Consider the following 24,869-nt stretch of genomic DNA (forward strand, 5'->3'; position numbering starts at 1 on the left):
AGAGCTACTTTACTTTAAGTCAATCTCTATTGGGCAATGGTCGCTACCCATAGTTTCTGTATGAATCTTAGCATCGATTAATCGATCTCTCAAGCGTTCGGAGATAAGGAAGTAGTCGATACGCCACCCCGTATTCTTCTCCCTTGCGCGGAAACGATACGACCACCAAGAGTAGGTTACTTGCTCTGGATAAAGCGTGCGGAAGGTATCTATGAATCCATTATTCAATAGTTGGGTCATCTTCTCACGCTCTTCATCGGTGAAGCCTGCGTTTCGGCGGTTTGTTTTAGGGTTCTTTAAGTCGATCTCCTGATGCGCAACATTCATATCACCACACACAATGACAGGCTTAATCTCATCTAGTTTGTGTAGGTAGGATTGGAAGTCCTCCTCCCACTTCATGCGATATTCCAACCGACGAAGCTCATCTTGCGAGTTCGGTGTATAGACCGTTACGAGATAGAAATCGTCCATCTCTAGTGTAATAACACGTCCCTCATGGTCGTGCTCATCAATATTAATACCATAAGTAACGCTCAATGGCTTATGTTTTGTAAATATCGCAGTACCTGAATAACCCTTCTTATCAGCGTAATTCCAATATGATTCGTATCCAGGAAAGCTTAAATCAAGCTGACCAGCTTGCATCTTCGTCTCTTGCAAACAGAAGAAATCAGCGTTAAAGTCCTTGAATTGCTGCTCAAAGTCTTTGCCCACGCAGGCACGAAGACCATTTACATTCCATGAAATAAACTTCATATATCTTCCTTTCTATCGTCTTTAATGTATTATTAACTCTTTTGTTGTGACTCAAACTCAAATGTTATAGGCAAGTTGTAATCGGTGGATAGGGGAGTGAAACCACCTCTTCCATTATTCTTCTTCAGGTCTCTAATGGTGAAATTAAAGTGCATCTCTTGTGTAGGCATTGCATAGAAACAAGAGAAAGGCAATGAACCTCCTGTGCCAATAACCTCTACCTGTTGTCCATCGAGATTGATGGTGAAGCTGAGTTTAGCTGATGCACTGAAGGAAATCATTTGTTCCTGTGGCTTAAAACTCGTTATAATTACTTCTAGCTTACCATTCGTAGCATTCAAGAGAGCTTGATATAACTTTGAAGAGTGGTTCTTTACGCCAGCTGCAAGTTCGTCACCATTGATATTCTTAACACTTATCACCTCCTTATTAGCTGTCCATGTCGTATTCTTTGAGCCCAAGTCACCATTGCTATTACTCAGCTTTACAGTACCAATGTAATTGCCATTGATGTTCTGATAGAGCTGTTCAACATTAATACTTGGTGTATCTTTCTCCTTAGAACATGCCGTAAAGAAGTTGATTGTAACGATTGCCACGAATGTTAGTGTGGCTACTTTTAAAACCTTATTCATAACTTTTCTCCTTTTAAATATTAGTCGTTATTATATCCGTTTGGTCTCTCCACGCAGTAAGTTCATAAACTCGTTGCGGGTTTTACTTGATTCGAACACACCGCTGTAAGCACTTGTTGTGGTGATAGAGTTCTGTTTCTCCACACCACGCATCTGCATACACATGTGTTTCGCCTCGATGACTACCATCACACCTTGTGGTTTCAACGTGTCATTGATACATTGCATAACTTGTTCGGTAAGGCGTTCCTGCACTTGAAGTCGATGAGAGAATATATCGACAACACGTGCAATCTTACTCAAACCAGTGATCTTTCCGTTTGGAATATACGCCACATGAGCCTTGCCATAGAATGGAAGTATATGGTGCTCACACATCGAGAAGAAGTCAATATCCTTGACTATCACCATCTGGTTATACTTCTCTTCAAAGAGAGCATCCGTTAATACCTTATGAGGATCTTGTGTATATCCACGTGTAAGAACCTGCATTGCCTTAGCAACTCGCATTGGAGTTTTCTCTAAACCCTCCCTTGCTGGATCCTCACCAAGCAGTGTTAGTATCTCTTTATAATGTGCCGCGAGTTCGTCTAAACCATCACGGAATTGTGCTTCTGGGGTCATATTATGTTGTTTCTGATTATTGCTGTTTATGAAGTGGACTTATTACCCTATTTAAGGTATTGCCCGATATGGTCGTAAGGGTATAGAGCTTTATCCATATAAGGGCATAGCCTGTTACCCTAGTAAGGGTGTTGTTTGGGTGTATATATAATATATAAGGTGTGACTACATTTAGTTGTCTAAAAATGATGACGTCTTCACACTAACCATCATGCGTATAACATTCGCCTGGGAAAAGCCTTCTTTACGCAACTTCAACATTACTTTTTTAGCAGTGTTATAGTCTGTGAAGTTACCGACGAGGCACATCCAACGTGGCGCATAGAAGTGAACATAGATAGGCTGATTGGGGAATAACTCTTTAGCTGTTTGTCCCGCTTTATCTGCTAGTTGGTGAGCTATACGCGTGTTTCCACCACTATAAGCCTGAACACGAAATCCCCTAACCTTTTTAATGCCTTTCTTTACACGTTTGGTTACAATTTGTTTGCCATCGTCTATATCATCGAAAGTTGGATCATGAGGCCTTCTTACTAAACGTTTCACTAGCTTAGTTCCAACTTGTCTAACGGGCTGTAAGGTGTTATTATCAGGTCGTGCAATCTCTGGTTTGTGGTCGTTCAGTTTAGGAACTGACAGTTGTTTTGTATCTGGAGTCTTAATCTTTGAGCCTATTGACTGGCGTGATTGTTCACGCTGACTCTCTACTCTCTTGCTTTCTTTATTAGCTTTCTTCGCTGTTTTCTTACCATTGACTAATGCATCAATATCGGAACTCTGCGTTACAGTTACCGAACTTTGAGCATAAGTTGTTGTAATGGTTGTCAGTATGAGAACTATGATTGTAAGGAGTCTTTTCATGTCTTTTATTCTAATTGAAAAGTGATGAGAGGATCACGGAACGTGACTCCCTCTCATCATTAATATTTGTATGGATTACTTCTTCCAAGCATCAATGATACCCTTGAAGTCAGCTGCCTTCAATGAAGCACCACCAATCAAGCCACCATCAATGTCAGGTTTAGCAAACAACTCTGGTGCGTTGCTAGCCTTACAGCTACCACCATAGAGGATAGAAGTGTCCTCTGCTACTTCCTTACCATACTTCTCTGCAACGATAGAACGGATGTAGGCTAACATCTCCTGAGCCTGGTCTGAAGTAGCTGTCTTACCTGTACCGATAGCCCAGATTGGTTCGTAAGCCAAGATAATGCTCTTCCATTCCTCTGCTGAGAGGTTGAATACTGAACCTTCCAACTCTGCCTTTACTACCTCGTTTTGCTTCTCTGCCTCGCGCTCTTCAAGAGTTTCACCACAGCAGAAGATTACCTTCAAACCATTAGCAAGAGCTAATTGAACCTTCTCTTTGAGGATCTCTGCTGTTTCTCCATAGTACTGACGACGCTCAGAGTGACCAAGGATAACATATTGTGCACCTGTGCTCTTTACCATTGCTGCTGATACTTCACCTGTGTAAGCACCCTTCTCCTTGTCTGCACAGTTCTCTGCGCCAAGTCCAACAACGCTTGAATCTAATACCTGAGCAACACTTGCGAGGTGAATGAATGGAGTACAGATAACAACATCACAATTAGGTTTCTCTGCCTTGAGTGACTCGTTAATCTCTTTTGCTAGTTCGATACCTTCCTGCAAGGTCTCGTTCATCTTCCAGTTACCTGCTACGATTTTCTTTCTCATTTGTTTTTTACGTTTTAAAAGTTGATATAATTTATTTGATTGTTCCTTTTGCTTCACCCAATCTTCTTTCTGTTTGAGCCACTCTTCACGCTTTCTTACCCATCTTGTCCATGACCAAATGCGGTCAGCGGCAATCAGGAATGACAAGGGGAAGATGTAGCACACAATGATGAGCATAATCTTTGTCCACGTGTTATTAGTCGGTTCGCGCCCTATTTCTATGAGGGAGAGTGGGGCATTGAGTTCGGCTTGTTTGGGCAAATCGTTATGACTCCATTTATTGATGATAGTACCTTTGTAGAGCAGTACCAAGCCCGGATTACTACGAATGATGGTTTTTAGTGTTGTGCCGTCAGTCGTATAGAAAGGATATTCCGCACCAGTGATGTCCCTCCAATGCTGTACAGCCTTATCTGTACTAGCTGTCAATCCATAGAATCCATAGCCGTTCTCCTTTGCATATTCGTAGATAGCATCAATATCACCAAAGTTACTATCGTCAGCCATTTCCAAGACAGGAGCAATGAGTAAGAAGGTATATCCTTTATGGGTCAAGATACTATCCGTAATATCGTTTCCTGTCTGTTCGTTCGTGATAGAGAAGTCGTGTATGGGTGGTTCATATCCTTGCTCAAGTATCTCTTGATGTGTATCTTTAAATACCCATGTAGAGTCATTATAAGGGTAATTATTCTCATTGAATTCCTTTGTTACACCATTCTTCTCACAGATAAAGGTTGTCTTATAGGTTGTTTGTTTAGCCCCCTTGGGAATCTCCATACCCTTTTTGATGTTCTGTCCGATATAATAAGGACGGAAGTCAAAGATAGGCAGATGATAAAGACTCAATAATGACGCAATACAGATAAAGACAATCGTAAAATAGAAGGCTATCCACTGATTCGTCTTTGAGACGAAGCGCATCTGATGTAAAGGCCAGCGTGTAAGAATGATTGCTGCAACAAGCAAAACAATGTTCTTAATAAATGTCTGCGTGTTGGTTAGGTGTATGGCATCTCCGAAACAACCACAATCTTGTATCGGATTACTCACGGTCAACCACAATGTTACAGCTGTCATCACAGCCATGAAAAGCAAAGATATCTTACTGGCTAATCGACGGCGGATGGCCAAGAGGAGCATTACACCCAGTGTAAATTCTATGGCAGAAAGGGCTATCGACACCATTAGCTGTGCCCAATCGGGTACATAAGCCGATAATTGCACTGCCTCTAGGTATTCCGCAATCTTATATTGCGAACCTAGTGGGTCAATAGCCTTAACAAATCCAGAAAAGATAAATGTCAAGGCTAACAGCGCACGACTGAGGTTTACTAATAGTGTCTTTAATTTATTCATGTAGCTTGATAGCACCAAAAACGGCGTAATTCATTATATCCATATAATTGGCATCTATGCCCTCACTGACGAGTGTTTCTCCATTAAGATCTTCGATTTCCTTGATTCGTTCAATCTTAGTGAGAATAAGGTCTGTGTAACTACTCACACGCATATCTCGCCATGCCTCTCCATAGTCATGATTCTTCTTTACCATTAGTTCGTAGGCTTCGTTGGCATAGGTATCGTAGAGATTGAGTGCCTCGTCGGACGTGATGTCAACACTATCAACAAAGCCCTTGGATAGTTGAATCAGTCCAACAATACTATAATTAATCAATGCGATGAACTCGGGGCGTACTCCCTCTCCAACGAGATTCTCACCTGTAATCTCTAACGAGCGTATGCGTTTGGCTTTGATGAAAAGCTGATCTGTGAGGGAAGAGGGGCGTAAAATGCGCCATGAGGCACCATAATCATGGAGCTTCTTACTAAAGAGCTCTCTACATTCAGCCAGTATGTCTTTAAATTCTTGCTGTGTCTTTGTCAATTGACTTGCCATTGTTATGAATCGATTTGCCTGCAAAAATACTTAATTTCATTGTAATAAACGAATGAATTAACAACTAATACCATCCGTTTCGCTGGTTGGCGGGGATTCATGGAAGAGCATTATAACCTATCTGTGCGGAATTTCTAACCTATTGGCAGTTGATGGAGACGCACGTTAGGTATTTTGTGCAACCCTATATGTAAACAATAGTTAAGGCGAGGGGCGTAACTGTTAACATCGACGAAATGTACTTTTGTGGGGCACGAAAGTACATTTCGTGCCCCACAAGATGTACTCCCGTGCCTTACAAGTCCTACTTCCGTGATAAGCATAGATTCGGTTAAAAAATCTTCGCGAAGAATTTGGGAATTGTTCGCGAACAATTTTGATTTTCTTCGCGAAGAATCTTTGTGTTTCTAGGGATAGGCTTTTTGATATTTAAAACATCCTTTTATTGCTTGTTTTATACCCAACGAATGGGTTGTATTGTACCCAGCGAGTAAGTCCTTGTCTACCCAACCGCTGGGTAGAAGTCTACCTATTCGCTGGGTACGATGATACCCAACCGCTGGGTAGGAAAGGACTTGTTCGCTGGGTATGAATTTGTGAGTTAAAGACGTTACAAGGAGATATTTGCTAACGCTTTATCGTTTACAAAACCTTTCTCTTTATTTGATACACTTCGATAGAGTGATTATATAAAAACGGGAACGCCTGTTAAAGGTGTTCCCGCTCTGTGGATGTATGTGTAAATGCAGTATAGTCTTATGGTGCTACTACTACTTTTACCCAGCTATTCGTGTCATCGTAATTGGCTCTGTTATCATTAGCACTTTCTAAGAACGGCTTTACTTGTTCTAATTTTGTCTTTTGTGCAGCAGTCATTGTGACTGTAATATTTGCCAAGAAGCCATTTGGACTTTGACTACCAGCGTAAAACTTCGCCAAGTTTGGCATGTGACGTATGTCAAATGATGAAAGTTTATTATGTGCAATACTTAATTCTACTAACTTTGTATTGTTCGATAAGTCAAGCGTTGTCAATGGAAGGAAGGTAGTTCGCAAATATGTTAAGTTTGGATTATGCGTTACATCCACTGTTGTCATCTCCCTTACATTATACAAGTCAAGCTTGGTGAGGTTTGGATTGTTTGATACATCCAATGAACTTACATGGGTATTTGATAACTGAAGTTCTTTCAAGTTAGCACCTGCAGCAGACAGACCTTTAATTTCTTTCACTGCAGCACTTGCAAGGTTGACATTACTTAGATTTGTCATCTTGCTGAAGTCATAGCTTTCAATCTTTGAACCTGATGCCCAAAATCTCTGTAGTTTTGAGTTATCTGACAATCCTATGAAGTTCTGAAGACTACCATTAGAGAGACCATTAAAGTCGTTCAAGTTTGGTGAATTGGTGGTGTTGATAGTCTGTATATTAGGACTATAATATGTCTGTAAGGTTGTTAATGCAGGCATATTGCTTGCATCAACCGACTGAAGGCTGTTGTTATTATACAATGCGAATAAGTTGAGCTTCGTGTTACCACCAGTTACAATTTCTGTCATTCCATCCAGATGATGCGTTTGTAACTGTGTTATCTTATCCAATCCAGTCACATTAATCTTTGTGACCAATGGGCTACCACTAATTACTATTTGTCCAGTGAGCTGTGGATACTTATTGAGATTGAGCTCTCCTGCAAGGTTCTTGTTACCTTGAAGGTTCAGACCATTAATATTACGATAGTATTGTAGCTCATCAATTGACGTGAAGTTGTCTTTGTTATTTACTTCTAACATTCCCTTGTAAGAAAGGATCTTCTCCAAGTTGTCTGCCGCATAAATATCCAAGTGACCATCTGCGGTTGTAGTTAAGCCGCCTACCACTTTCGCTGCAACAGCCTCAATTAGACCCTGGTTTTTGAGAATGAAAGCCTTAGCCTTAGACGGATCAAGCGTCATCTCACCGAGGTCGTAAACCTTGGCACGCTGAATGTTGATTACTTGCTTAACCTTCTTCAAGATAGCTTTGCCATCCTGCATGATAAAGACAAGCGTCAAACCCTGTGAAAGCTTTTGTTCAGGGAGTGCTATATAATATGCCTTGTTCTCCTCAAGGTTGCCAGACTCGGCTTTGAAGTTCACCACTGGAGAAGCCGTAGTGAACTCGTTTTTAGCCGCACTAATCTTTCCATCATTAGCAAAAGTGATGGTTGACTTTAAGTTACCAGCAAGGTTCTCCTGCCCAATAGAAAGTAACTTTACCTGCTTTACGTTTGAAGTTCCTTTGATGGTAAAGCGGAGCAAACCACCAACATTGTATGCAACGAATGGTTTTCCACGCTGTGGAATGATACCAACAGATACATTCGCCTTTGGATCAAATGTGCCTGCAATAGCGTTCTGATCCTTTGGAAAGTTGTATTGATATATTGCTTGGGTGTTGTTGTTTGCTGAAATCTTTGCATCCTGCTGATAAGGATACATCATAAAGTATGATACATTATTGACATCTGGTGCTTGTCCCCAGAAACGCACATCACTTCCTGCAGTTGGAGTGGTGAAGGGATAATTCTTGGGTTGGTTTCCTTTAAAGCCAATACCAATCTTATCGTTTGCCTGCCAAGTAACAGTTGAGCCGTCAGAGCCTAATACTGTGCGAGTCTTTATTTGATTAGATTGAGAAGCAGCCTCTTCTGTTGAAGGCTTTTCCAATCCTGTGGATGTGAAAGACATCTCTACTAGTTGTTCATCTGTTGTGTCGCCATCTCCAAAATCATCCTTGGAACAAGACACAACACTTAAAGCAAGACCCATACATAAGGCATAAGTCTTTAATAGATTTGTATATTTCATATTGCTGTTATTCGTTTTTCGATATTCGTTTAATCCTATTTTCCCTTAGAATGGACTATCATCATCAGTTCCATCTTTGACGTGTGGACTTAAATCAGTTCCCTCTGTGAAACCTTCATGTTTTGTGCCATGTGCACTATCCATTAACAAGTTACCCTCTATTTCCATGAATATTATTGTTGTTGAGGGCTTTTCGTATACTCTCTTCATTTGTCTTGTCCTTTATATTTATTTGTCTTGTATAACTCTTTCTGCCTCTTGTCGTTACCGACTTGATTGTTTTTACGGCAATCATCCATCCTCTCTAATAGTTATAGAGTCCCTTTATTAAGAAGGAAAGAATGGGCAATGCAAATGAAAACAAACTCAGTTGTTATTGCTATTGCGGCCTCGTTCGTTTTTATAGTGTTGAATAAGATCTATTTATCTTTACTCTCTTTTGGGGACGCAAAGGTACTATTATTTTTGTATTTTGTACTAAGACGGATAAGAAAACGCCCTTTTGATAAGGATAATTAACTAAAAGTAGTATCAGTATATAAAATTCTCTATAATTTACCTAAGTATTTGTGTTAAACTAACATACGCTCTTCTTGTCTTAAAGAAAGCCTTTGCTCCAATGCAATTAAGCCTCTCTTCAGATATAGCTAAGCCTTCCTTTAAATATTGCTCGTTCTTCCTTCAAATACAACTCAGCTTGAGGATGTGCTCAGCTTACCTTATTTTACATGATACTTAATTTGTATGACTTAACAAATTTACGTATCTTTGCATTGCTATTCATACAAAGATAACATTTAATTATGCGAGATCTTTCAGATGCCGAATTGGCACAATTATTAGATAAAGATATATTTCATCATATTTCCAATGCCGCCGATAAACTCGGACTGGAGTGTTACGTAGTGGGCGGTTATGTGCGTGATTTGTTTTTAGAACGCCCTTCTAATGATATAGATGTTGTTGTGGTGGGGAGTGGTATACAGGTAGCTAGCGAATTGAAAGCCATTCTTGGTAAGAAAGCTCACCTCTCGGTATTCCGTAACTTTGGTACTGCTCAAGTGAAATATAAGCACACGGAGGTTGAATTTGTAGGTGCTCGACGAGAGAGTTACAGCCATGATAGTAGGAAACCTGTGGTAGAAGATGGTACACTAGAGGATGATCAGAATCGTAGGGACTTTACCATTAATGCCCTAGCAGTGTGTTTGAATAAGGCTCGTTTTGGGGAGTTAGTCGATCCATTCGGTGGTGTTGACGACCTATGGGATGGTATCATTCGCACGCCCTTAGACCCTGATGTAACCTTCTCTGACGATCCATTGCGTATGATGCGATGCGTTCGTTTTGCTACACAATTAAATTTCTTTATTGAAGATGAGACCTTCGAGGCATTGGAACGCAATGCCGAAAGAATAAAGATTATTAGTGGGGAACGCATAGAAGAGGAGTTGAACAAAATTATGATGACGCCAACACCGAGCAAGGGTTTTATTGATTTGTATCGTTGTGGGCTCTTGCAAATCATCTTACCAGAGCTAGTTGCTTTGGATGTCGTGGAGACTAGGAACGGACGAGCACATAAGAATAATTTTTATCACACCTTAGAAGTATTGGATAATATCTGTAAGCATACGGATAACTTATGGTTGCGATGGTCGGCATTGTTGCATGATGTGGGTAAAGCAAAGTGCAAACGGTGGGATTCCGTAGCGGGTTGGACCTTTCATAACCACAACTATGTTGGTGCAAAGATGGTACCTGAAATCTTCCGAAGGTTGAAGTTACCAATGGATAGTAAGATGAAGTATGTGCAAAAGCAAGTAGACTTACACATGCGTCCGATTGTTATTGCCGATGAAGAGGTGACCGACTCGGCCGTGAGACGACTGATGAATGATGCTGGCGAAGACATTGATGACTTGATGACTCTGTGTGAGGCGGATATAACGAGTAAGAATGTTGCCCGCAAACAACGCTTTCTTGATAACTTCCGAATCGTTCGTGAGAAACTAAAAGACTTGAAGGAGCGTGACTACAAACGCTTGTTGCAACCCTGCATAGATGGTAATGAAATCATGGATATGTTCCATCTAAAACCTAGTAGAGAGGTGGGTATATTGAAGCAGACGCTGAAAGATGCCGTACTTGATAATAAAGTGGCAAACGAACGAGAGCCTTTAATGGAACTTTTGCGCAATAAGGCAAGTGAATTGGGGCTGATTTAAGAATGAAGAAGATAACATCCATTGTTAAAGGAGGTTATAGATAAGAGTCATAAATGGTATGTTTATAGGTAATAATTGTTAAATGTTATTTGCAAAATAAGTATCTTTAATGATTAATGAGTAGTTTTGCATACTGAAAAACTCAAGTATTATACTTTGGTTTTTAGTATGCATTGCTTTTATGAAGAAACCAGTCAGATACGAGATGTATGCACATCTCTTATGCGAAAGAGGTGAATGGCAAGATAAAAAGAATGAATATAATATATTAAATAGGTATGAAAATGAATAAAATCTTATTGTTCGTAGCTGCAACTGTGGCGTTATTGACCAGTTGTGGAGGCGGTCAGCAGGGGCTTCCTACAAGTGATGAGTATCCTGTGATTACGATTGGTGCATCTAATGCACAGCTAAAGACAACTTATCCAGCTACGCTTAAGGGTGTTCAGGATGTAGAGGTTCGCCCAAAGGTGAGCGGCTTTATCACGAAACTATACGTACATGAGGGTGAGTATGTGCATGCTGGTCAGGTGCTCTTCGTTGTGGATAACTCCACTTATCAGGCTGCTGTTCGTCAGGCTGAGGCACAGGTTAACTCCGCTCAGAGTGCTGTAGCACAGGCTGAAGCTGGTGTTGTCCAGGCTAACGCAAGTCTTAATTCGGCTAATGCACAGGCTGCTACCGCTCGTTTGACTTACTCAAATAGTAAGAACCTATATAATAATAAGGTGATAGGCGACTATGAGTTGCAGTCAGCAAAGAATAGTTTTGAAACGGCACAAGCTGCTGTTCGCCAAGCACAAAGTGGTGTCGCTTCTGCGCAAGCTGCTGTTCGTCAAGCGCAAGCAGGTGTTCGTCAAGCGCAAGCAATGCTATCAACTGCAAAGGATAACCTTGGCTTCTGTTATGTAAAGAGTCCTGCTTCTGGTTACATCGGTAGTCTTCCTTTCAAAGAGGGAGCCTTGGTAAGTGCCTCTTCTGCACAGCCAGTAACAACCGTTAGCAACACTTCTACAATAGAAGTTTACTTCTCTATGACCGAGGCTGACGTGTTGAAACTGAGCCGTGCAGACGATGGTTTGAGTAATGCCATTAAGAAGTTCCCAGGTGTAAGTTTGTTGCTTGCAGATGGTTCAACCTATAATCATGAGGGAGCCATTGTCAAGACGAGTGGTATCATTGACCCAGCAACAGGAACAATCAGCGTTATTGCACGTTTTCCTAATCCCGAACATTTGTTGAAGAGTGGTGGTAGTGGACAAATTGTTATCGCTAAGAACAATAATCATGCATTGTTGATTCCACAAGAAGCAACCACTCAGGTGCAGGATAAGGTATTTGTCTATAAGGTGGATGCTAATAATAAGGTACATTACAGCGAGATAACCATTAACCCACAGAATGATGGTATCAATTATATTGTTACTAGTGGATTAAAGATGGGTGACCGCATTGTTAGCAAGGGAATCTCAAGTTTGGAAGATGGTGCAAAGATAAAGGCATTGACTCCAGCAGAGTATGAAGAAGCCATTAAGAAAGCTGAGAAGTTGGGTGAGAATCAGAGCTCTGCTTCAGGTTTCTTAAAGACTATGAAGGGAGAAAGTAAGTAATTAGAAGTTAGGATTTAGGAGTTATGAGTGGAGACAGAGGGGCTGTTCTCTGTGAGAAGTAAGTTTTCTTAGGCTATTTTTCACCCATCTCCATGATTCAAAAGAATAATCGTTATGACATTTACGAATTTCATTAAACGACCGGTTTTATCAACGGTTATATCCATCTTCTTCGTACTTTTGGGTATAATCGGTTTGATGTCACTGCCTATCGAGCAGTATCCGGACATCGCACCACCTACGATCTCCATTCAAACCTCCTATCAAGGAGCTGATGCGCAGACCGTATTGAATTCAGTTATTACACCATTGGAAGAGAGTATCAATGGTGTAGAGAATATGACTTATATTGAGTCAACTGCAACTAACGCTGGTATGGCTATGATTACAGTCTACTTTAAGCAAGGTACTGACCCAAACATGGCGGCAGTCAATGTGCAGAACCGCGTGTCACAAGCACAGGCTTTGTTACCTGCTGAAGTTACCCGTGTGGGTGTGACTGTATCGAAACGTCAGAGTTCGAATGTGGTCATGTACTCCTTGACAACAGATGATGGACGATATGATGATGAGTTCTTGACGAACTATAACAACATCAATATCGTTCCAATGTTGAAGCGTATTAATGGTGTAGGTGACGTCCATATACCTGGTATGAAGACTTACTCAATGCGTATTTGGCTCCAGCCAGATAAGATGAAGCAGTATGGTCTTGTTCCTTCTGATATCTCTGGTGCTCTTGCAGAACAGAATATTGAGGCAGCACCAGGTTCCTTTGGTGAGCAAAGTAAGCTCAAGTTTGAGTACACTATGCGCTATAAGGGACGTTTGAAGACGCCAGAAGAATATGGAAATATCATTATCTCAAGCAATACAAATGGGCAGACATTACATTTACGTGATGTTGCAAAGGTGGAATTGGGCGGTTTGCTATATTCTGTTGCCATGCGTAACAATGGTCAACCTGCTGTATTAGGTATGGTTAACCAGGTGGCAGGTTCAAATGCTACACAGATTGCCGATGATGTAAAAGCAGCCTTGGCTGATGCACAGAAACAGATGCCTCCAGGGATGAAAGTGACGATAGAACAGGATGTAACAGAGTTCCTTTTTGCATCTATAGAGGAAGTTATTCGTACACTGGTTATCACACTTGTGTTGGTATTCTTTGTTGTGTATGTCTTCTTGCAAGACTTCCGTTCGACAGTAATTCCTATGATTGCTGTGCCAGTGGCATTGATTGGTACATTCTTCTTCCTATGGGTGTTTGGATTCTCCATCAACCTTTTGACCTTGTCAGCATTGTTATTAGCGATTGCCATTGTGGTCGATGATGCCATTGTGGTGGTTGAGGCTGTTCATGCAAAGCTCGATTTAGGTTATAAGAGTGCGATGACTGCAGCCATTGATGCAATGAATGAGATTTCAGGAGCTATCATCTCTATTACTTTGGTGATGTCAGCAGTGTTCGTGCCAGTATCATTTATTGGTGGAACATCTGGTACTTTCTATCGTGAGTTTGGTGTAACAATGGCGGTATCAATCGTTATCTCTGCTCTGAATGCTTTGACATTGTCACCTGCACTATGTGCTATTTTCTTGAAGCCACATGACAATGATGAGGAACATAAGAAGCTTTCACGCATTGATAGATTCCACATGGCATTCAATACACAGTATGATAAGATCAATGCTAAGTATCAGAAAAAAGTTGAGAAGATTATCAACCATCGTTGGATAGCAGGCTCTGCTGTTGTTGTAGGTTTCGTGGCTCTTGTTCTTACAATGACGTTTACTAAGACAGGACTTGTGCCAGATGAAGATACTGGAACTTTGTTTGCCATGATTAGTTTACCTCCTGGGACATCACAAGTAGAAACTCAGAAAGTGACCGATCAGGTGGATAAGATGTTAGCAAGTAACCCTTACATTGAACGTCGTGAGCAGATAGTCGGTTACAACTTCTTGGCTGGACAGGGCTCTAACCAGTCAACCTTTATTGTTAAGTTGAAGCCTTTTGCTGAGCGTGAATATGGTATGTTTGATCGTATTAAATCAGTATTCACGGGTGCTGGTATTGCTGGATTGTTCATTGACCCAACCTCTTCTAACATGATTTTGGGTATGATTTATAAGCAAACAGCTAGTATTAAGGGTGCACAGATACTAGCCTTTGCACCACCAATGATTCCTGGCTATGGTATGTCGAATGGTCTTTCATTCTCTTTACAGGATAAGACAGGTGGCGACTTGAATAAGTTCTTTAAAGTAGCACAGGATTACCTCGCTGCTTTGAACAAGCGTCCAGAGTTTAGCCGAGCACTTACCACTTACAACCCGAACTATCCACAATACATGGTGGATGTAGATGTTGCGAAAGCAAAGCAGGCAGGTACATCACCAGCTGCTATTCTTTCTGTATTGCAGGGATACTATGGAGGTATGTATGCTTCCAACTTCAATGCATACGGTAAGCTCTTCCGTGTGATGATACAAGGAACAGCAGAGAGCCGCATGGACGAGTCGAGCATGAATAACATCTATGTTCGAACAGCAGCAGGTATGGCTCCAGTAAGTGAGTTCTGTACGTTGAAGCGTGTTTATGGACCGTCAAATATCACTCGTTTCAACCTCTTTACCTCTATTGCTGTTAATGCGACACCAGCAAATGGGGTCTCTTCTGGAGAGGCTATTAAGGCAGCAGAGGAAGTGGCAAAACAAGTGTTACCACAGGGATATGGCTATGAGTTCTCTGGCTTGACACGTTCAGAGCAAGAGTCTTCTAACTCAACAGCGATGATCTTCGTCCTTTGTATCGTGTTTGTCTACTTGATTCTTAGTGCACAATATGAGAGTTATATCCTCCCATTAGCCGTTATCTTGTCTATACCATTTGGTCTTGCAGGAGCGTTCATATTCACGATGATCTTCGGGCATAGCAACGATATCTACATGCAAATATCCTTGATTATGTTGATTGGATTGTTGGCTAAGAATGCCATCCTTATCGTTGAGTTTGCTCTTGAGCGTCGTCGAACAGGTATGGCAATCAAGTATGCAGCCATCTTAGGTGCTGGTGCACGTCTTCGTCCTATCTTGATGACGTCTTTAGCGATGATCATTGGATTATTACCATTGATGTTTGCAAGCGGTGTAGGTCATAATGGTAACCAGACATTAGGTGCTGCTGCCGTCGGAGGTATGTTGATTGGTACACTCTGTCAGGTATTTGTTGTACCAGCTCTGTTCGCTGGCTTCCAGTACTTACAAGAGCGTATTAAGCCTATCGAGTTTGAAGATGAGGCTAATCATGATGTCATAAAGGAACTTGAGCAATTTGCGAAAGGATCTGCACATGATTATAAGGTAGAAGAGTAGTACTATATTAAAAGAACAATAATGAAGAATAAAAATATAATCATCATAGCCCTTGCAGCCCTGTCATTGACAGGCTGTAAGAGTCTCTACGGCAATTACGAGCGTCCCGATGTGAAGACGAGTGGGATTGTGAGAGACCCTGTTGATGACAAAGGAACGCTTGAGGGAGCCAATGACTTTGGTAACCTCCCATGGCGCAGTGTCTTTACCGATCCTCAATTACAGACACTTATTGAGAAAGCTCTTAATAATAATCCCGACCTACTCAATGCTGCATTGAATATTGATATTGCCGAACAGCAGGTGAAGACATCAAAGTTGGCGTTCTTACCATCTGTGGTCTTCGCACCGATGGGTACGATCTCCCACTTTGGTTCGCACACGCCTTCCACCCAGTCTTACACACTCCCTGTCTCTGCAAGTTGGGATGTTGATCTCTTTGGTAAGCTACGTTCGGAGAAGAAAGCTGCACAAATGCTCCTTCTTCAGTCAAAGGATTATAAGGTTGCAGTGCAGACCAGTCTGATTTGTAACGTAGCTAATCTCTATTACACACTGCTGATGCTCGATCGTCAGAAGCAGATAGTAGATGATATGTCAGGACTGACAAAGAACACCTGGGACATGATGAAACTCCAAATGGAGTATGGACGTGCTCGTTCAACGAGTGTTCAGAGTGCAGAAGCAGCTTACTATAGTGTACAGACACAGGGCGCAGACATCCGTCGTCAGATACGTGAGACCGAGAACGCTCTTAGTCTTCTTCTTGGTGAACCTGCGCAAGGTATTGCTCGCGGTAGTCTAGCCAATCAGAGCTTACCGGCGAATTTCGCAGGTGGTATTGGTGTACAACTTCTAAGCAATCGTGCCGATGTGCATGCAAATGAAATGGCGTTAGCTCAATGCTTCTATAATATTCAGCAGGCACGCAGTCGTTTCTATCCAGCATTGAACATATCACCTACTGGTGCGTGGACCAATAGCAATGGTATGGTTAACCCAGGTAAGTTGCTCTTGAGTGTAGTTGGTAGTTTGACACAGCCCATCTTCATGCGCGGACAATTAAAAGCAGGTTTGCGTGTTGCTGAAGATAAGTATAAGCAAGCATATAACACATGGCAGAATAGTATTCTCAAGGCTGGTTCAGAAGTGAGCAACGCCCTTGTTGCTTATAATTCAGCTGGTGAGAAAGAGAAGTTACAGCAACAACAAATAGATGTTCTGAAGCAGAATGTAGAGCACACACAGATGCTCTATGCACAAAGCTCAAGCACTTATCTTGAAGTTATCACTGCTCAGCAGAGCTTACTTAACGCAGAAATATCACAAGTGAAAGAGCAGTTTACGAAGCTACAATCTATCGTCAATCTGTATAATGCACTTGGTGGTGGTTCTAAGTAAATCGTTTGTTTAATTCTTAGTATTCAAGAGTATGAGTAGCGTAATTAGTCCAAAAGCTGAAGTTTCTCCGAAAGCAAAGATTGGAGACGGCTGTAAGATATTCCCATTTGTATATATAGAAGACGATGTCGTCATCGGTGATAACTGCGTTATCTTCCCCTTTGTTAGCATCTTGAATGGTACTCGAATGGGAAGTGGAAACAAGGTTCACCAAGGTTCTGTGCTTGCTGCTTTACCACAGGATTTCAATTTCGTGGGTGAAAAAAGCGAACTGGTGATGGGTGATAACAATATTGTTCGAGAGAACGTGGTTATCAATCGTGCCACACACCGTGGCGGCAAAACCATTATCGGCTCGAATAACTTCCTTATGGAAGGTGCACATATTAGCCATGACACCGTCGTTGGTGACAAGTGTGTCTTTGGATATGGTGCAAAGATTGCAGGCGATTGTAAGATTGGAACGGGAGCGATTATCTCTTCAAACGTTGTAGAGAAAGCGAACACACGGGTAGGTGAATATGCCATGGTACAAGCTGGTACTACCTTCTCGAAGGACGTTCCTCCTTATATTATCGCTGGCGGTGCACCGATTGAGTATCATGGTGTGAATACAACTATTGATAAGAGAGCCGGTGTTGATGAGAAGATTCTCAAGCACATTGCCAACGCTTATCGTCTGTTGTTCCATGGTCAGACCTCAATTTTTGATGCTTGTATTCAGATAGAACAACAAGTGCCTGCTTCGCACGAGATTCGCAATATCGTCGACTTTGTGCGAGCAACGGAAGAAGGAATCATTAGTAAAATCTAAATTTCATATCAATGTTTTTTTTGATGAGAGGAAAGACTGGCCGTGAGGTTAGTCTTTCTGTTATTTTAGGACAGAGTAACGCACGAATCTTTAAGACAAAGTAACAAAGGAACGTGAAAGCGTTAGTAACATATTCTTTAGACAGAATGCCAGAGAGACATATTCTTTTAATGACATATCCTTTGAGCCATCTTTATTATATTGTAAACACCTGGTATATCTCTATCTAACCACTATCCAATCACCAACAAATCCTCCTGCAAATTCTCCAGCAAACCTCCCACAAATCCCTAGCAAACAGTACTATTCACTCCCCTCTCCATTCGGAGAGGGGTCGGGGGTGAGGCTGGTGAGGTTGATTGTTGAGGACTTCTTTTTCCCTATTTTATTTGGCTAGTTAATTTATTCTTCTTACCTTTGCCGCCGTGAAACAATTAGCAATAACATATCAAGTGAATGAAGTACTGCAAAGAATTATCAGATTCTTTGCATCTTTTTGCACTTTATCTTTGGTCAATCCAAATAATTTGCTAACACACACACACACACACACTATGCGCACCTAGCGTCTAATAACACATTTTTTCTTCTCGCATACGCGCGCGCGAAGCGTGCCGTAACCCCTGTAAACAAAGGACTTCTAGGAGTTTCCTTTGTTCGCTTTTTTATGCCCTTTTGTGAATTCGATTTAGAGCAAAATAAGAACGAAATAATAACTATTTTAATCAATGAAGTAATGAGAAAAAAGCAAGTAAAGAAGAGTTATTTTGCACCAGCGTGTATGATAATTCAAGTCAACGAAGCCACTTATTTGATGGATGCGTCTTTCCCGAGTCAGCACAGACCAGGTCATCATGGCGGTACCATTTCAAGTGCAAAGGCTTCAATGTCATGGGAGGAAGACAAGGACGAAGAGAACCGGGACCCATCATGGGAAGACTAACAGAGAGTTATTAACAAAGAGAACAAAGTAACAATGAAGAAAACAATGAAACAACATTCATTTACCGCACGACTAAAGTCTTTGGCAGTCGTGTTTGGTATAGCCTTGGCTTTTGCATCCTGCGCTAACGAGGATGTAGCCCAGAACCCAACGAACCCCAATGAGGATAACGACAAGAACCTGACTACCTTTGTTGCAGGTGACGAGACTAAGACCCGTACATCAATGGATTACACCAGTGGAGACTTCTATTGGGAAGCAGGCGATTATATCTACGTAAAGGACGACGACGGCGTATTGCAAAAGAGTACGAACGCTCCAGACCAAAAGGTAGCCTCTTTTAAGTATAAAGTGCCAGGCAAGTTTACTGCAAGTAGTAGCTATAAGGTTTATTACTTGGGCAAGAACAGCAGCAGCAACTCAGTAAGTATCTCAATATATCAGTTCCAAACCAGCCCAGACAATACTGCGCACTTAGGCACAGCGGGCGATTACGGCACAGCTACTGCACAAAAGGTGACAGGCAAGAATCAGTTTGCGTTCGAATTGGAGCATCAGCCAGCTTACTTAGTTTTCCAGCCTTACACAAGTAACACAATTCTACAGAACTGTTACCTAACATCGATAGAAGTAAGCTCCAACGACGATATAGCGGAGGAATACACTGTCAACCCAACAACAGGTGCATTAGATGCTTCTGCAGTAACAAACGGCAAAAAGATAATCTTAGTGACACAAGACCCAACAAGTGGCAGCAGCTACAACAGCGGTTTCCCTTTGACTAACAATGTAGCTAGCAGAACAACTAACGGTGCTTACATGGTGATTAAGCCAGGAACTCATACCTTAAGGGTACGTTATTGGGTAAAGGACAAGGCAACAGGAGTAAGGGGCACTATAACTAAAATTCTATCCCAAAAAACGTACGCTCCCAACACCTACTACGATATGACGGCTAACCTCAATGTACGCGACTACGACGGAACAAAGTACTATATGTGGGATGCTCAGCAGAATTATTGGGCAGGTCACGAATGGAATAGCGCGAGTCCATGGCAGCCAACGCTTGATTCACAGCCAGCCAATCTAAACTACGCCCAGAGCAATAGTGATCCACGTTATAAAAACGAGGGCGGCGGTTCAGGTCGCTTCGATGCTACCCAGAGTTGCGCAGGTCTTCCTAATGTGAACGAGATGTACTGGTATTGTGAAAAGGGCGATTGTCATTGGGATGCAGACGAGTTATGGACTACTATGGGCCATTTATATAAAGGAGGCATGTGGTTTAAGAAGAAAGCATACATAAACGGATACGATATAAACAACTCGCCTGGAGCATGGGATAGGCGAAATGATAATGGTACTCCTAAATCGACCAATGCAGATGAAAGTCTGCTTTCTCCTTCTGAGGCAAACAAGTACTTTTATTTGCCTGCTTTAGGTTACTACTACAAAGGTCAGTTGTACAACGTTGGTAAAGAAGGCTATTATTGGTCATCTAGTTCTCCTGGAGCTCGTCCTGGAGGCGAAAGTGCATACTACCTAAAGTTCTCGTATGATTTCGGTCAGTACTATAGCTATGTGTTCTATACAATTCGTGAAATAGGAGCTAGGGTGCAGGCGTTTGAATAGTCCTTGTGCTTGCCCCTTTACTGGTGTCTCCCTCTAAAAGGCGAAGTTTAATGCGAAAAAACAGGACAAAATAGGGGTAAAACAATCCTCTTATAACTACTTGATAATCAACGCATTATAAAATAGGGTATCTCGGTATAGGACTAAGCCCCCCTCGGTATAGGACTAAGGGTACCTCAGTATAGGACCGAGGTACCCTCTGTTACGAACCGAGATAGACTGTTACTTGAAAATAATTTACATGTCATTTACAATAAATCTATTTATTAATCTTTAAAAGTTTAAGACTATGGCTTTTTTCAAGAAAGTAAAAAAGAAAATTACAGGTCTGTGGTATCCACAGGTAGTCGTTGTTGGAAAACCCGTAACAACCGACCAAGTGGCTGACCGCTTGGCACTGATTTCAACCGTGAGTCGTGGTGACACGTATGCCGTGCTGAAAGACTTAGGCGAAGTCATGGCATCCTTTATGGCGGAAGGTCGCACGGTGAAGTTGGAAGGTGTTGGTACGTTTTACTACACCATCAATGCCGACAAGGGTATTGCAAAACCTGAAGAAGTGACAGCGAAGCAGATTAAGAATGTCCGTGTCCGCTTTATTCCCGAGACTTCGCGCACGCAGAGCAATAAGGTTGCTACTCGCTCGTTAGTGTCTGACTCTATTCACTGGGAGGAGTGGAAGGAAAGCCTCACCCCCGCCCCCAAGCCGAAAGAAAAGGAGAATAAAGAAGAGAATGGACCAGTAGCAGGGTAGGAAAGAAAGCCGCCCCTAAAAAAGCCTCCCCAAGCCCCTCCGCAGGAGGGAATGTGCCTACGGAGGCTAGTTAGGATATGTGTACCACGGGAGCATTTAAGATTGATTCAGGGTCTCAAACGTTCTGTAATAAGACAACTCGATTATATTAATTGTGAAATTAATGTCTTTCAAAACTAGTGTATTAATTTGGTTCTCTCGCTTCCGTGGTACACAGCCTCACCCCAACCTAACGGGGTGAGGCTTTTGTATAAGACAGAGGTACATAGGTTTTGAAGACATAGTAACATACGAACACAAGGGGGTAGTAACATAGGGTTTAGACAGAGGACATAGTTTTTCAATGACATAGTTTTTGGAGAGATAGTAATAGAGGAACATAGGGCTATGGTAACATGAGGTTTAGACGGAATGACACAAGGACATACTTTGCAATGGTATAGTTTTAAAGGCGTAGTAACAAAGAACATAAGGCTTTAAGTAATAGGTTTACGAGACAGTGGGCTCTGGATTCTGTAAAATCGGAGAGTTCTGTGATAAAGTTTGTTACTGGAGCCTTATGTTTTTATGTTACTTTGTCCTTATTATTCTGATTCTTGTTTACCCTGTCTTTTTAGTTGTAACAATGTCTCGTTTAGTAGGATGCAGTGCAAGGAATGCCCAGGGCAATTACTTTGTCACGAATGGTATTTAGTTCTTCGGGAGAAGCCTTGAGAAGATGCTGGTCAGGGGTTTCTCGATCAATGGTGTAAATCATTACCTCACGTGGAGCAATCTCTTTCACAACCTTGAGCCATGGAGTAACGAAAGAATCAGAAGTATTGTCAACATCCAACCCTTCGTCAGTCGTTCCTTTTAGAAACATTGTTTGAATGATAGCCTGTCCGTTAAAAGCCTTGATGTCTGCAATGATACGATTCACATCGTAAGATGGTTGTGTCGGTCGATCCACCTTGTTTATATATTCCATGTCAATCGTGTCTAGCTTCAAAATGTTGTTGTCCACCTTTGATAATGCTTCATGAATCTTTGGGCGATGGATGAATGTAGAATTACTGAGGACAGAAATCTTTGCTTTGGGGCAATACTTATCACGTAGACGGATGGTGTCATCAATAATCTCAGCGAAATGAGGATGCGAAGTTGGCTCTCCGTTACCAGCGAAAGTTAGTACGTCAGGATGGATGTTATCCTTAATCATCTCTTTGAGTTTGTTCTCCAATGCCGTAGCAACAAGTTCACGGGCAGGGTGGGGCGTCTTCGTTCGATGATCCTTGTTAAATCCACATTCGCAATAAATGCAATCGAAGGTGCATATTTTACCATCGGCAGGCATAAGATTAATACCAAGAGAAACGCCCAAACGACGGCTATGTACGGGTCCAAAGATAGGTGAAGGATAAATAATCGTACTCATTATACTTTTTGTTTTAATGTTTGAAAAGGGGGTGCGGATGCAAAGATAAGATAAATAAATGGTATCGTTAAGAGGCATAAAGATAAATAAAAAGAGAAGTCTAAATAAACTATAATTTCTTTTGCTGTTCTTTTATTTTGCTGTATCTTTGCAGCAATTTCGGTGAATTATACCCTTTTCAGAAATGGAAAAAAAAAGAAATAAAGCCCGCAACCGTCATAGTTTGCAGGTTATTACGCTATGTATTAGCACGGCGATGGTGCTGATGCTCATCGGTATGGTTGTACTGACAGGCTTCACCAGTCGTAACCTTAGTTCATACGTAAAGGAGAATCTGACCATTACGATGATTCTTCAACCTGATATGAGTACGGAAGAGAGTGCCGCACTTTGTCAGCGTGTACGCTCGTTACATTATATCAATAGTTTGAATTTTGTCAGTAAGGAAGAAGCCTTGAAAGAGGGAACTCGTGAATTGGGGGCTAATCCTGCGGAGTTTGCTGGTGAGAATCCATTTACGGGTGAGATAGAGTTGCAATTGAAAGCGAACTATGCGAACAATGATTCTATTAAGACGATAGCACAGGAATTACGCACTTATCGGGGTGTGAGTGATATTACTTATCCTCAAAACCTGGTAGAGAGTGTGAACAACACTTTGGCAAAGATTAGTCTTGTTTTGTTGGTTATTGCAGTTCTATTGACGATTGTTTCGTTCTCCTTGATTAATAATACAATCAGATTGAGTATTTACGCACGTCGTTTCTCCATTCATACAATGAAACTGGTTGGCGCTTCTTGGAGCTTTATTCGTGCTCCCTTTCTTCGTAGAGCGGTGCTGGAAGGATTGGTTTCAGCATTAATGGCAATTGTTGCTTTGGGTATTGGGATGTGCTTCTTATATGATTATGAACCTGATATTACAAAGGTTTTATCGTTAGAAGCCTTACTCATTACAGCAGTTGTGATGGTGGCTTTTGGCGTGTTAATAGCCACATTCTGCTCATGGTTATCGGTAAATAAGTTCCTGCGAATGAAGGCTGGTGACTTGTACAAGATATAATCACCTCCTTTCACTCCTCATAATTCCTCAAATAAATATGGATAAAAGAAATTTAGCCTTTGGTAAGGTCAACTTTATCATGTTGGCAATTGGACTTGCTATTGTTATCATTGGATTCATTCTTTTGAGTGGCGGTAGTTCAACAGAAACTGCATTTGATCCAAGTATTTTCAGTGCACGTCACATCAAGGTGGCACCAGTAGTGACTTTCATCGGATTTATTTCTATCATCGGCGCAATTATCTATAAGCCGAAAGATACAAATGATAAGGAGGTATAATGACACTTATACAAACTATCATTATCTCCATTGTGGAAGGATTAACAGAGTTTCTTCCTGTTTCTTCTACAGGTCACATGATTATCACTCAACATCTCTTGGGCGTTTCACAAGGTAGTCCCTTTGTACATGCCTTTACATTCATCATTCAGTTTGGTGCAATCCTTTCTGTTGTATGTCTGTATTGGAAACGCTTCTTCCACATTGACCGTACACCTGTTCCAGCTGATGTAGAGAATCCGTTTTTGCGTTTTATTCATCCATTAAGATTCTACTGGTTGCTCTTTGTTGGAGTTTTGCCAGCTGTAGTGATAGGTTTAGCTGCAAAGAAGAGTGGTTTACTCGACTGGTTGCTTGATTCTATTTGGGCGGTAGCAATTATGTTGGTTGTTGGTGGAATCTTCATGCTTTTCTGCGACAAGATATTCAATAAAGGTAGAGAAGAAAATAAGTTGAACGAAAAACGTGCCTTTAATATTGGTTTGTGGCAGTGTTTATCCGTGATTCCAGGAACGAGCCGTTCTATGGCAACGATTGTTGGAGGTATGGCGAACGGACTCACACGTAAGCATGCAGCAGAATACTCTTTCTTCTTGGCAGTACCAACAATGGCTGGTGCTACACTGCTAGATCTTCTAGATATACTGAAAGAAGATGCTACATGGGTGAATACTCATGATTTGATAATGCTCGCTGTTGGCTGTGTTGTGTCCTTTGTAGTCGCATTGTTAGCCATGAAGTGGTTTGTCAGCTTCCTTACTAAGTATGGCTTTAAAGTCTTTGGCTGGTATAGAATCATTATTGGTATTATCATTATCGTGATGTTGCTCTCTGGCATGTCATTGAACATGGTTGATTAATCCACCTTTATTATATAGCGATC

General features: G+C 41.5%; 20 protein-coding genes. 11 read left to right on the top strand and 9 right to left on the bottom strand.

Annotated features, from left to right (window positions below; all coding sequences use genetic code 11):
• Positions 1–9: 9 nt before the first annotated feature.
• From O3603_RS01715 to O3603_RS01750, 8 genes are all read right to left on the bottom strand, one after another.
• Positions 10–759, bottom strand: a complete 750-nt coding sequence (locus O3603_RS01715; protein WP_371519922.1) for an exodeoxyribonuclease III — start codon at positions 757–759, stop codon at positions 10–12.
• A gap of 32 nt (positions 760–791) precedes the next feature.
• Positions 792–1,394: a DUF4840 domain-containing protein gene (locus O3603_RS01720; RefSeq protein WP_371519925.1), complete on the bottom strand. Its 603-nt coding sequence runs from the start codon at positions 1,392–1,394 to the stop codon at positions 792–794.
• 30 nt (positions 1,395–1,424) lie between these two features.
• The gene (gene folE / locus O3603_RS01725; RefSeq protein ID WP_155716205.1) at positions 1,425–2,018 is read right to left on the bottom strand and encodes a GTP cyclohydrolase I FolE; all 594 of its coding nucleotides are present in this window, start codon (positions 2,016–2,018) and stop codon (positions 1,425–1,427) included.
• A gap of 171 nt (positions 2,019–2,189) precedes the next feature.
• Positions 2,190–2,879: an SPOR domain-containing protein gene (locus O3603_RS01730; protein ID WP_371519928.1), complete on the bottom strand. Its 690-nt coding sequence runs from the start codon at positions 2,877–2,879 to the stop codon at positions 2,190–2,192.
• A 75-nt stretch (positions 2,880–2,954) separates the two neighbouring features.
• Positions 2,955–5,075: a BT_3928 family protein gene (locus O3603_RS01735; protein WP_371519931.1), complete on the bottom strand. Its 2,121-nt coding sequence runs from the start codon at positions 5,073–5,075 to the stop codon at positions 2,955–2,957.
• Positions 5,068–5,616, bottom strand: coding sequence for a DUF1599 domain-containing protein (locus O3603_RS01740; protein WP_314868261.1), 549 nt, complete (start codon positions 5,614–5,616; stop codon positions 5,068–5,070). The genes O3603_RS01735 and O3603_RS01740 overlap by 8 nt, the downstream gene beginning before the upstream one ends.
• Positions 5,617–6,372: 756 nt before the next feature.
• Positions 6,373–8,466: a hypothetical protein gene (locus O3603_RS01745; protein ID WP_371519934.1), complete on the bottom strand. Its 2,094-nt coding sequence runs from the start codon at positions 8,464–8,466 to the stop codon at positions 6,373–6,375.
• A 45-nt stretch (positions 8,467–8,511) separates the two neighbouring features.
• Positions 8,512–8,676, bottom strand: a complete 165-nt coding sequence (locus O3603_RS01750; RefSeq protein WP_371519937.1) for a single-stranded DNA-binding protein — start codon at positions 8,674–8,676, stop codon at positions 8,512–8,514.
• A gap of 593 nt (positions 8,677–9,269) precedes the next feature.
• Between O3603_RS01750 and O3603_RS01755 the strand changes: the two genes are divergently transcribed.
• From O3603_RS01755 to O3603_RS01790, 8 genes are all read left to right on the top strand, one after another.
• Entirely contained in the window at positions 9,270–10,694 is a 1,425-nt protein-coding gene (locus O3603_RS01755; protein WP_371519940.1) for a CCA tRNA nucleotidyltransferase, read from the top strand.
• Positions 10,695–10,972: 278 nt separating this feature from the next.
• On the top strand, positions 10,973–12,304 hold the full coding sequence (locus tag O3603_RS01760; protein ID WP_371519944.1) for an efflux RND transporter periplasmic adaptor subunit: 1,332 nt from the start codon (positions 10,973–10,975) through the stop codon (positions 12,302–12,304).
• 114 nt (positions 12,305–12,418) lie between these two features.
• Positions 12,419–15,682: an efflux RND transporter permease subunit gene (locus O3603_RS01765; RefSeq protein ID WP_371519947.1), complete on the top strand. Its 3,264-nt coding sequence runs from the start codon at positions 12,419–12,421 to the stop codon at positions 15,680–15,682.
• A gap of 21 nt (positions 15,683–15,703) precedes the next feature.
• On the top strand, positions 15,704–17,083 hold the full coding sequence (locus tag O3603_RS01770; protein ID WP_371519950.1) for an efflux transporter outer membrane subunit: 1,380 nt from the start codon (positions 15,704–15,706) through the stop codon (positions 17,081–17,083).
• Between the two features lie 31 nt (positions 17,084–17,114).
• A complete protein-coding gene (lpxA, locus tag O3603_RS01775; RefSeq protein WP_371519953.1) occupies positions 17,115–17,897 on the top strand; it encodes an acyl-ACP--UDP-N-acetylglucosamine O-acyltransferase in 783 nt (260 codons plus the stop codon).
• A gap of 736 nt (positions 17,898–18,633) precedes the next feature.
• Entirely contained in the window at positions 18,634–18,840 is a 207-nt protein-coding gene (locus tag O3603_RS01780) for a hypothetical protein (RefSeq protein WP_371519955.1), read from the top strand.
• A 33-nt stretch (positions 18,841–18,873) separates the two neighbouring features.
• A complete protein-coding gene (locus tag O3603_RS01785) occupies positions 18,874–20,472 on the top strand; it encodes a hypothetical protein (protein ID WP_371519958.1) in 1,599 nt (532 codons plus the stop codon).
• Between the two features lie 289 nt (positions 20,473–20,761).
• On the top strand, positions 20,762–21,226 hold the full coding sequence (locus O3603_RS01790) for an HU family DNA-binding protein (RefSeq protein WP_371519961.1): 465 nt from the start codon (positions 20,762–20,764) through the stop codon (positions 21,224–21,226).
• A gap of 634 nt (positions 21,227–21,860) precedes the next feature.
• Here the strand turns inward: O3603_RS01790 and O3603_RS01795 are convergent.
• Complete coding sequence (locus O3603_RS01795) at positions 21,861–22,643, bottom strand: radical SAM protein (protein WP_371519963.1); 783 nt, start codon at positions 22,641–22,643, stop codon at positions 21,861–21,863.
• 184 nt (positions 22,644–22,827) lie between these two features.
• On the opposite strand from O3603_RS01795, the gene O3603_RS01800 reads away from it, so the two are divergent.
• The 3 genes from O3603_RS01800 to O3603_RS01810 are packed head-to-tail and all read left to right on the top strand — an operon-like array spanning position 22,828 to position 24,846.
• Positions 22,828–23,706 (top strand): ABC transporter permease, encoded by an 879-nt coding sequence (locus O3603_RS01800; protein WP_273541556.1) that lies wholly within the window; start codon positions 22,828–22,830, stop codon positions 23,704–23,706.
• Between the two features lie 37 nt (positions 23,707–23,743).
• Entirely contained in the window at positions 23,744–23,986 is a 243-nt protein-coding gene (locus O3603_RS01805) for a DUF3098 domain-containing protein (protein WP_004383836.1), read from the top strand.
• The gene (locus O3603_RS01810) at positions 23,986–24,846 is read left to right on the top strand and encodes an undecaprenyl-diphosphate phosphatase (RefSeq protein ID WP_371519966.1); all 861 of its coding nucleotides are present in this window, start codon (positions 23,986–23,988) and stop codon (positions 24,844–24,846) included. Before O3603_RS01805 ends, O3603_RS01810 begins: the two co-directional genes overlap by 1 nt.
• Positions 24,847–24,869: the final 23 nt, after the last annotated feature.

This window comes from Prevotella sp. 20925_1_30 (genome assembly GCF_041433025.1).
Lineage (GTDB): Bacteria > Bacteroidota > Bacteroidia > Bacteroidales > Bacteroidaceae > Prevotella > Prevotella vespertina.

What these genes read in the sequence shown, in the direction of transcription:
- O3603_RS01715 (WP_371519922.1), bottom strand. Translation starts at nt 759, where the DNA reads ATGAAGTTTATTTCATGGAATGTAAATGGTCTTCGTGCCTGCGTGGGC.
- O3603_RS01720 (WP_371519925.1), bottom strand. Translation starts at nt 1,394, where the DNA reads ATGAATAAGGTTTTAAAAGTAGCCACACTAACATTCGTGGCAATCGTT.
- folE (WP_155716205.1), bottom strand. Translation starts at nt 2,018, where the DNA reads ATGACCCCAGAAGCACAATTCCGTGATGGTTTAGACGAACTCGCGGCA.
- O3603_RS01730 (WP_371519928.1), bottom strand. Translation starts at nt 2,879, where the DNA reads ATGAAAAGACTCCTTACAATCATAGTTCTCATACTGACAACCATTACA.
- O3603_RS01735 (WP_371519931.1), bottom strand. Translation starts at nt 5,075, where the DNA reads ATGAATAAATTAAAGACACTATTAGTAAACCTCAGTCGTGCGCTGTTA.
- O3603_RS01740 (WP_314868261.1), bottom strand. Translation starts at nt 5,616, where the DNA reads ATGGCAAGTCAATTGACAAAGACACAGCAAGAATTTAAAGACATACTG.
- O3603_RS01745 (WP_371519934.1), bottom strand. Translation starts at nt 8,466, where the DNA reads ATGAAATATACAAATCTATTAAAGACTTATGCCTTATGTATGGGTCTT.
- O3603_RS01750 (WP_371519937.1), bottom strand. Translation starts at nt 8,676, where the DNA reads ATGAAGAGAGTATACGAAAAGCCCTCAACAACAATAATATTCATGGAA.
- O3603_RS01755 (WP_371519940.1), top strand. Translation starts at nt 9,270, where the DNA reads ATGCGAGATCTTTCAGATGCCGAATTGGCACAATTATTAGATAAAGAT.
- O3603_RS01760 (WP_371519944.1), top strand. Translation starts at nt 10,973, where the DNA reads ATGAAAATGAATAAAATCTTATTGTTCGTAGCTGCAACTGTGGCGTTA.
- O3603_RS01765 (WP_371519947.1), top strand. Translation starts at nt 12,419, where the DNA reads ATGACATTTACGAATTTCATTAAACGACCGGTTTTATCAACGGTTATA.
- O3603_RS01770 (WP_371519950.1), top strand. Translation starts at nt 15,704, where the DNA reads ATGAAGAATAAAAATATAATCATCATAGCCCTTGCAGCCCTGTCATTG.
- lpxA (WP_371519953.1), top strand. Translation starts at nt 17,115, where the DNA reads ATGAGTAGCGTAATTAGTCCAAAAGCTGAAGTTTCTCCGAAAGCAAAG.
- O3603_RS01780 (WP_371519955.1), top strand. Translation starts at nt 18,634, where the DNA reads ATGAGAAAAAAGCAAGTAAAGAAGAGTTATTTTGCACCAGCGTGTATG.
- O3603_RS01785 (WP_371519958.1), top strand. Translation starts at nt 18,874, where the DNA reads ATGAAGAAAACAATGAAACAACATTCATTTACCGCACGACTAAAGTCT.
- O3603_RS01790 (WP_371519961.1), top strand. Translation starts at nt 20,762, where the DNA reads ATGGCTTTTTTCAAGAAAGTAAAAAAGAAAATTACAGGTCTGTGGTAT.
- O3603_RS01795 (WP_371519963.1), bottom strand. Translation starts at nt 22,643, where the DNA reads ATGAGTACGATTATTTATCCTTCACCTATCTTTGGACCCGTACATAGC.
- O3603_RS01800 (WP_273541556.1), top strand. Translation starts at nt 22,828, where the DNA reads ATGGAAAAAAAAAGAAATAAAGCCCGCAACCGTCATAGTTTGCAGGTT.
- O3603_RS01805 (WP_004383836.1), top strand. Translation starts at nt 23,744, where the DNA reads ATGGATAAAAGAAATTTAGCCTTTGGTAAGGTCAACTTTATCATGTTG.
- O3603_RS01810 (WP_371519966.1), top strand. Translation starts at nt 23,986, where the DNA reads ATGACACTTATACAAACTATCATTATCTCCATTGTGGAAGGATTAACA.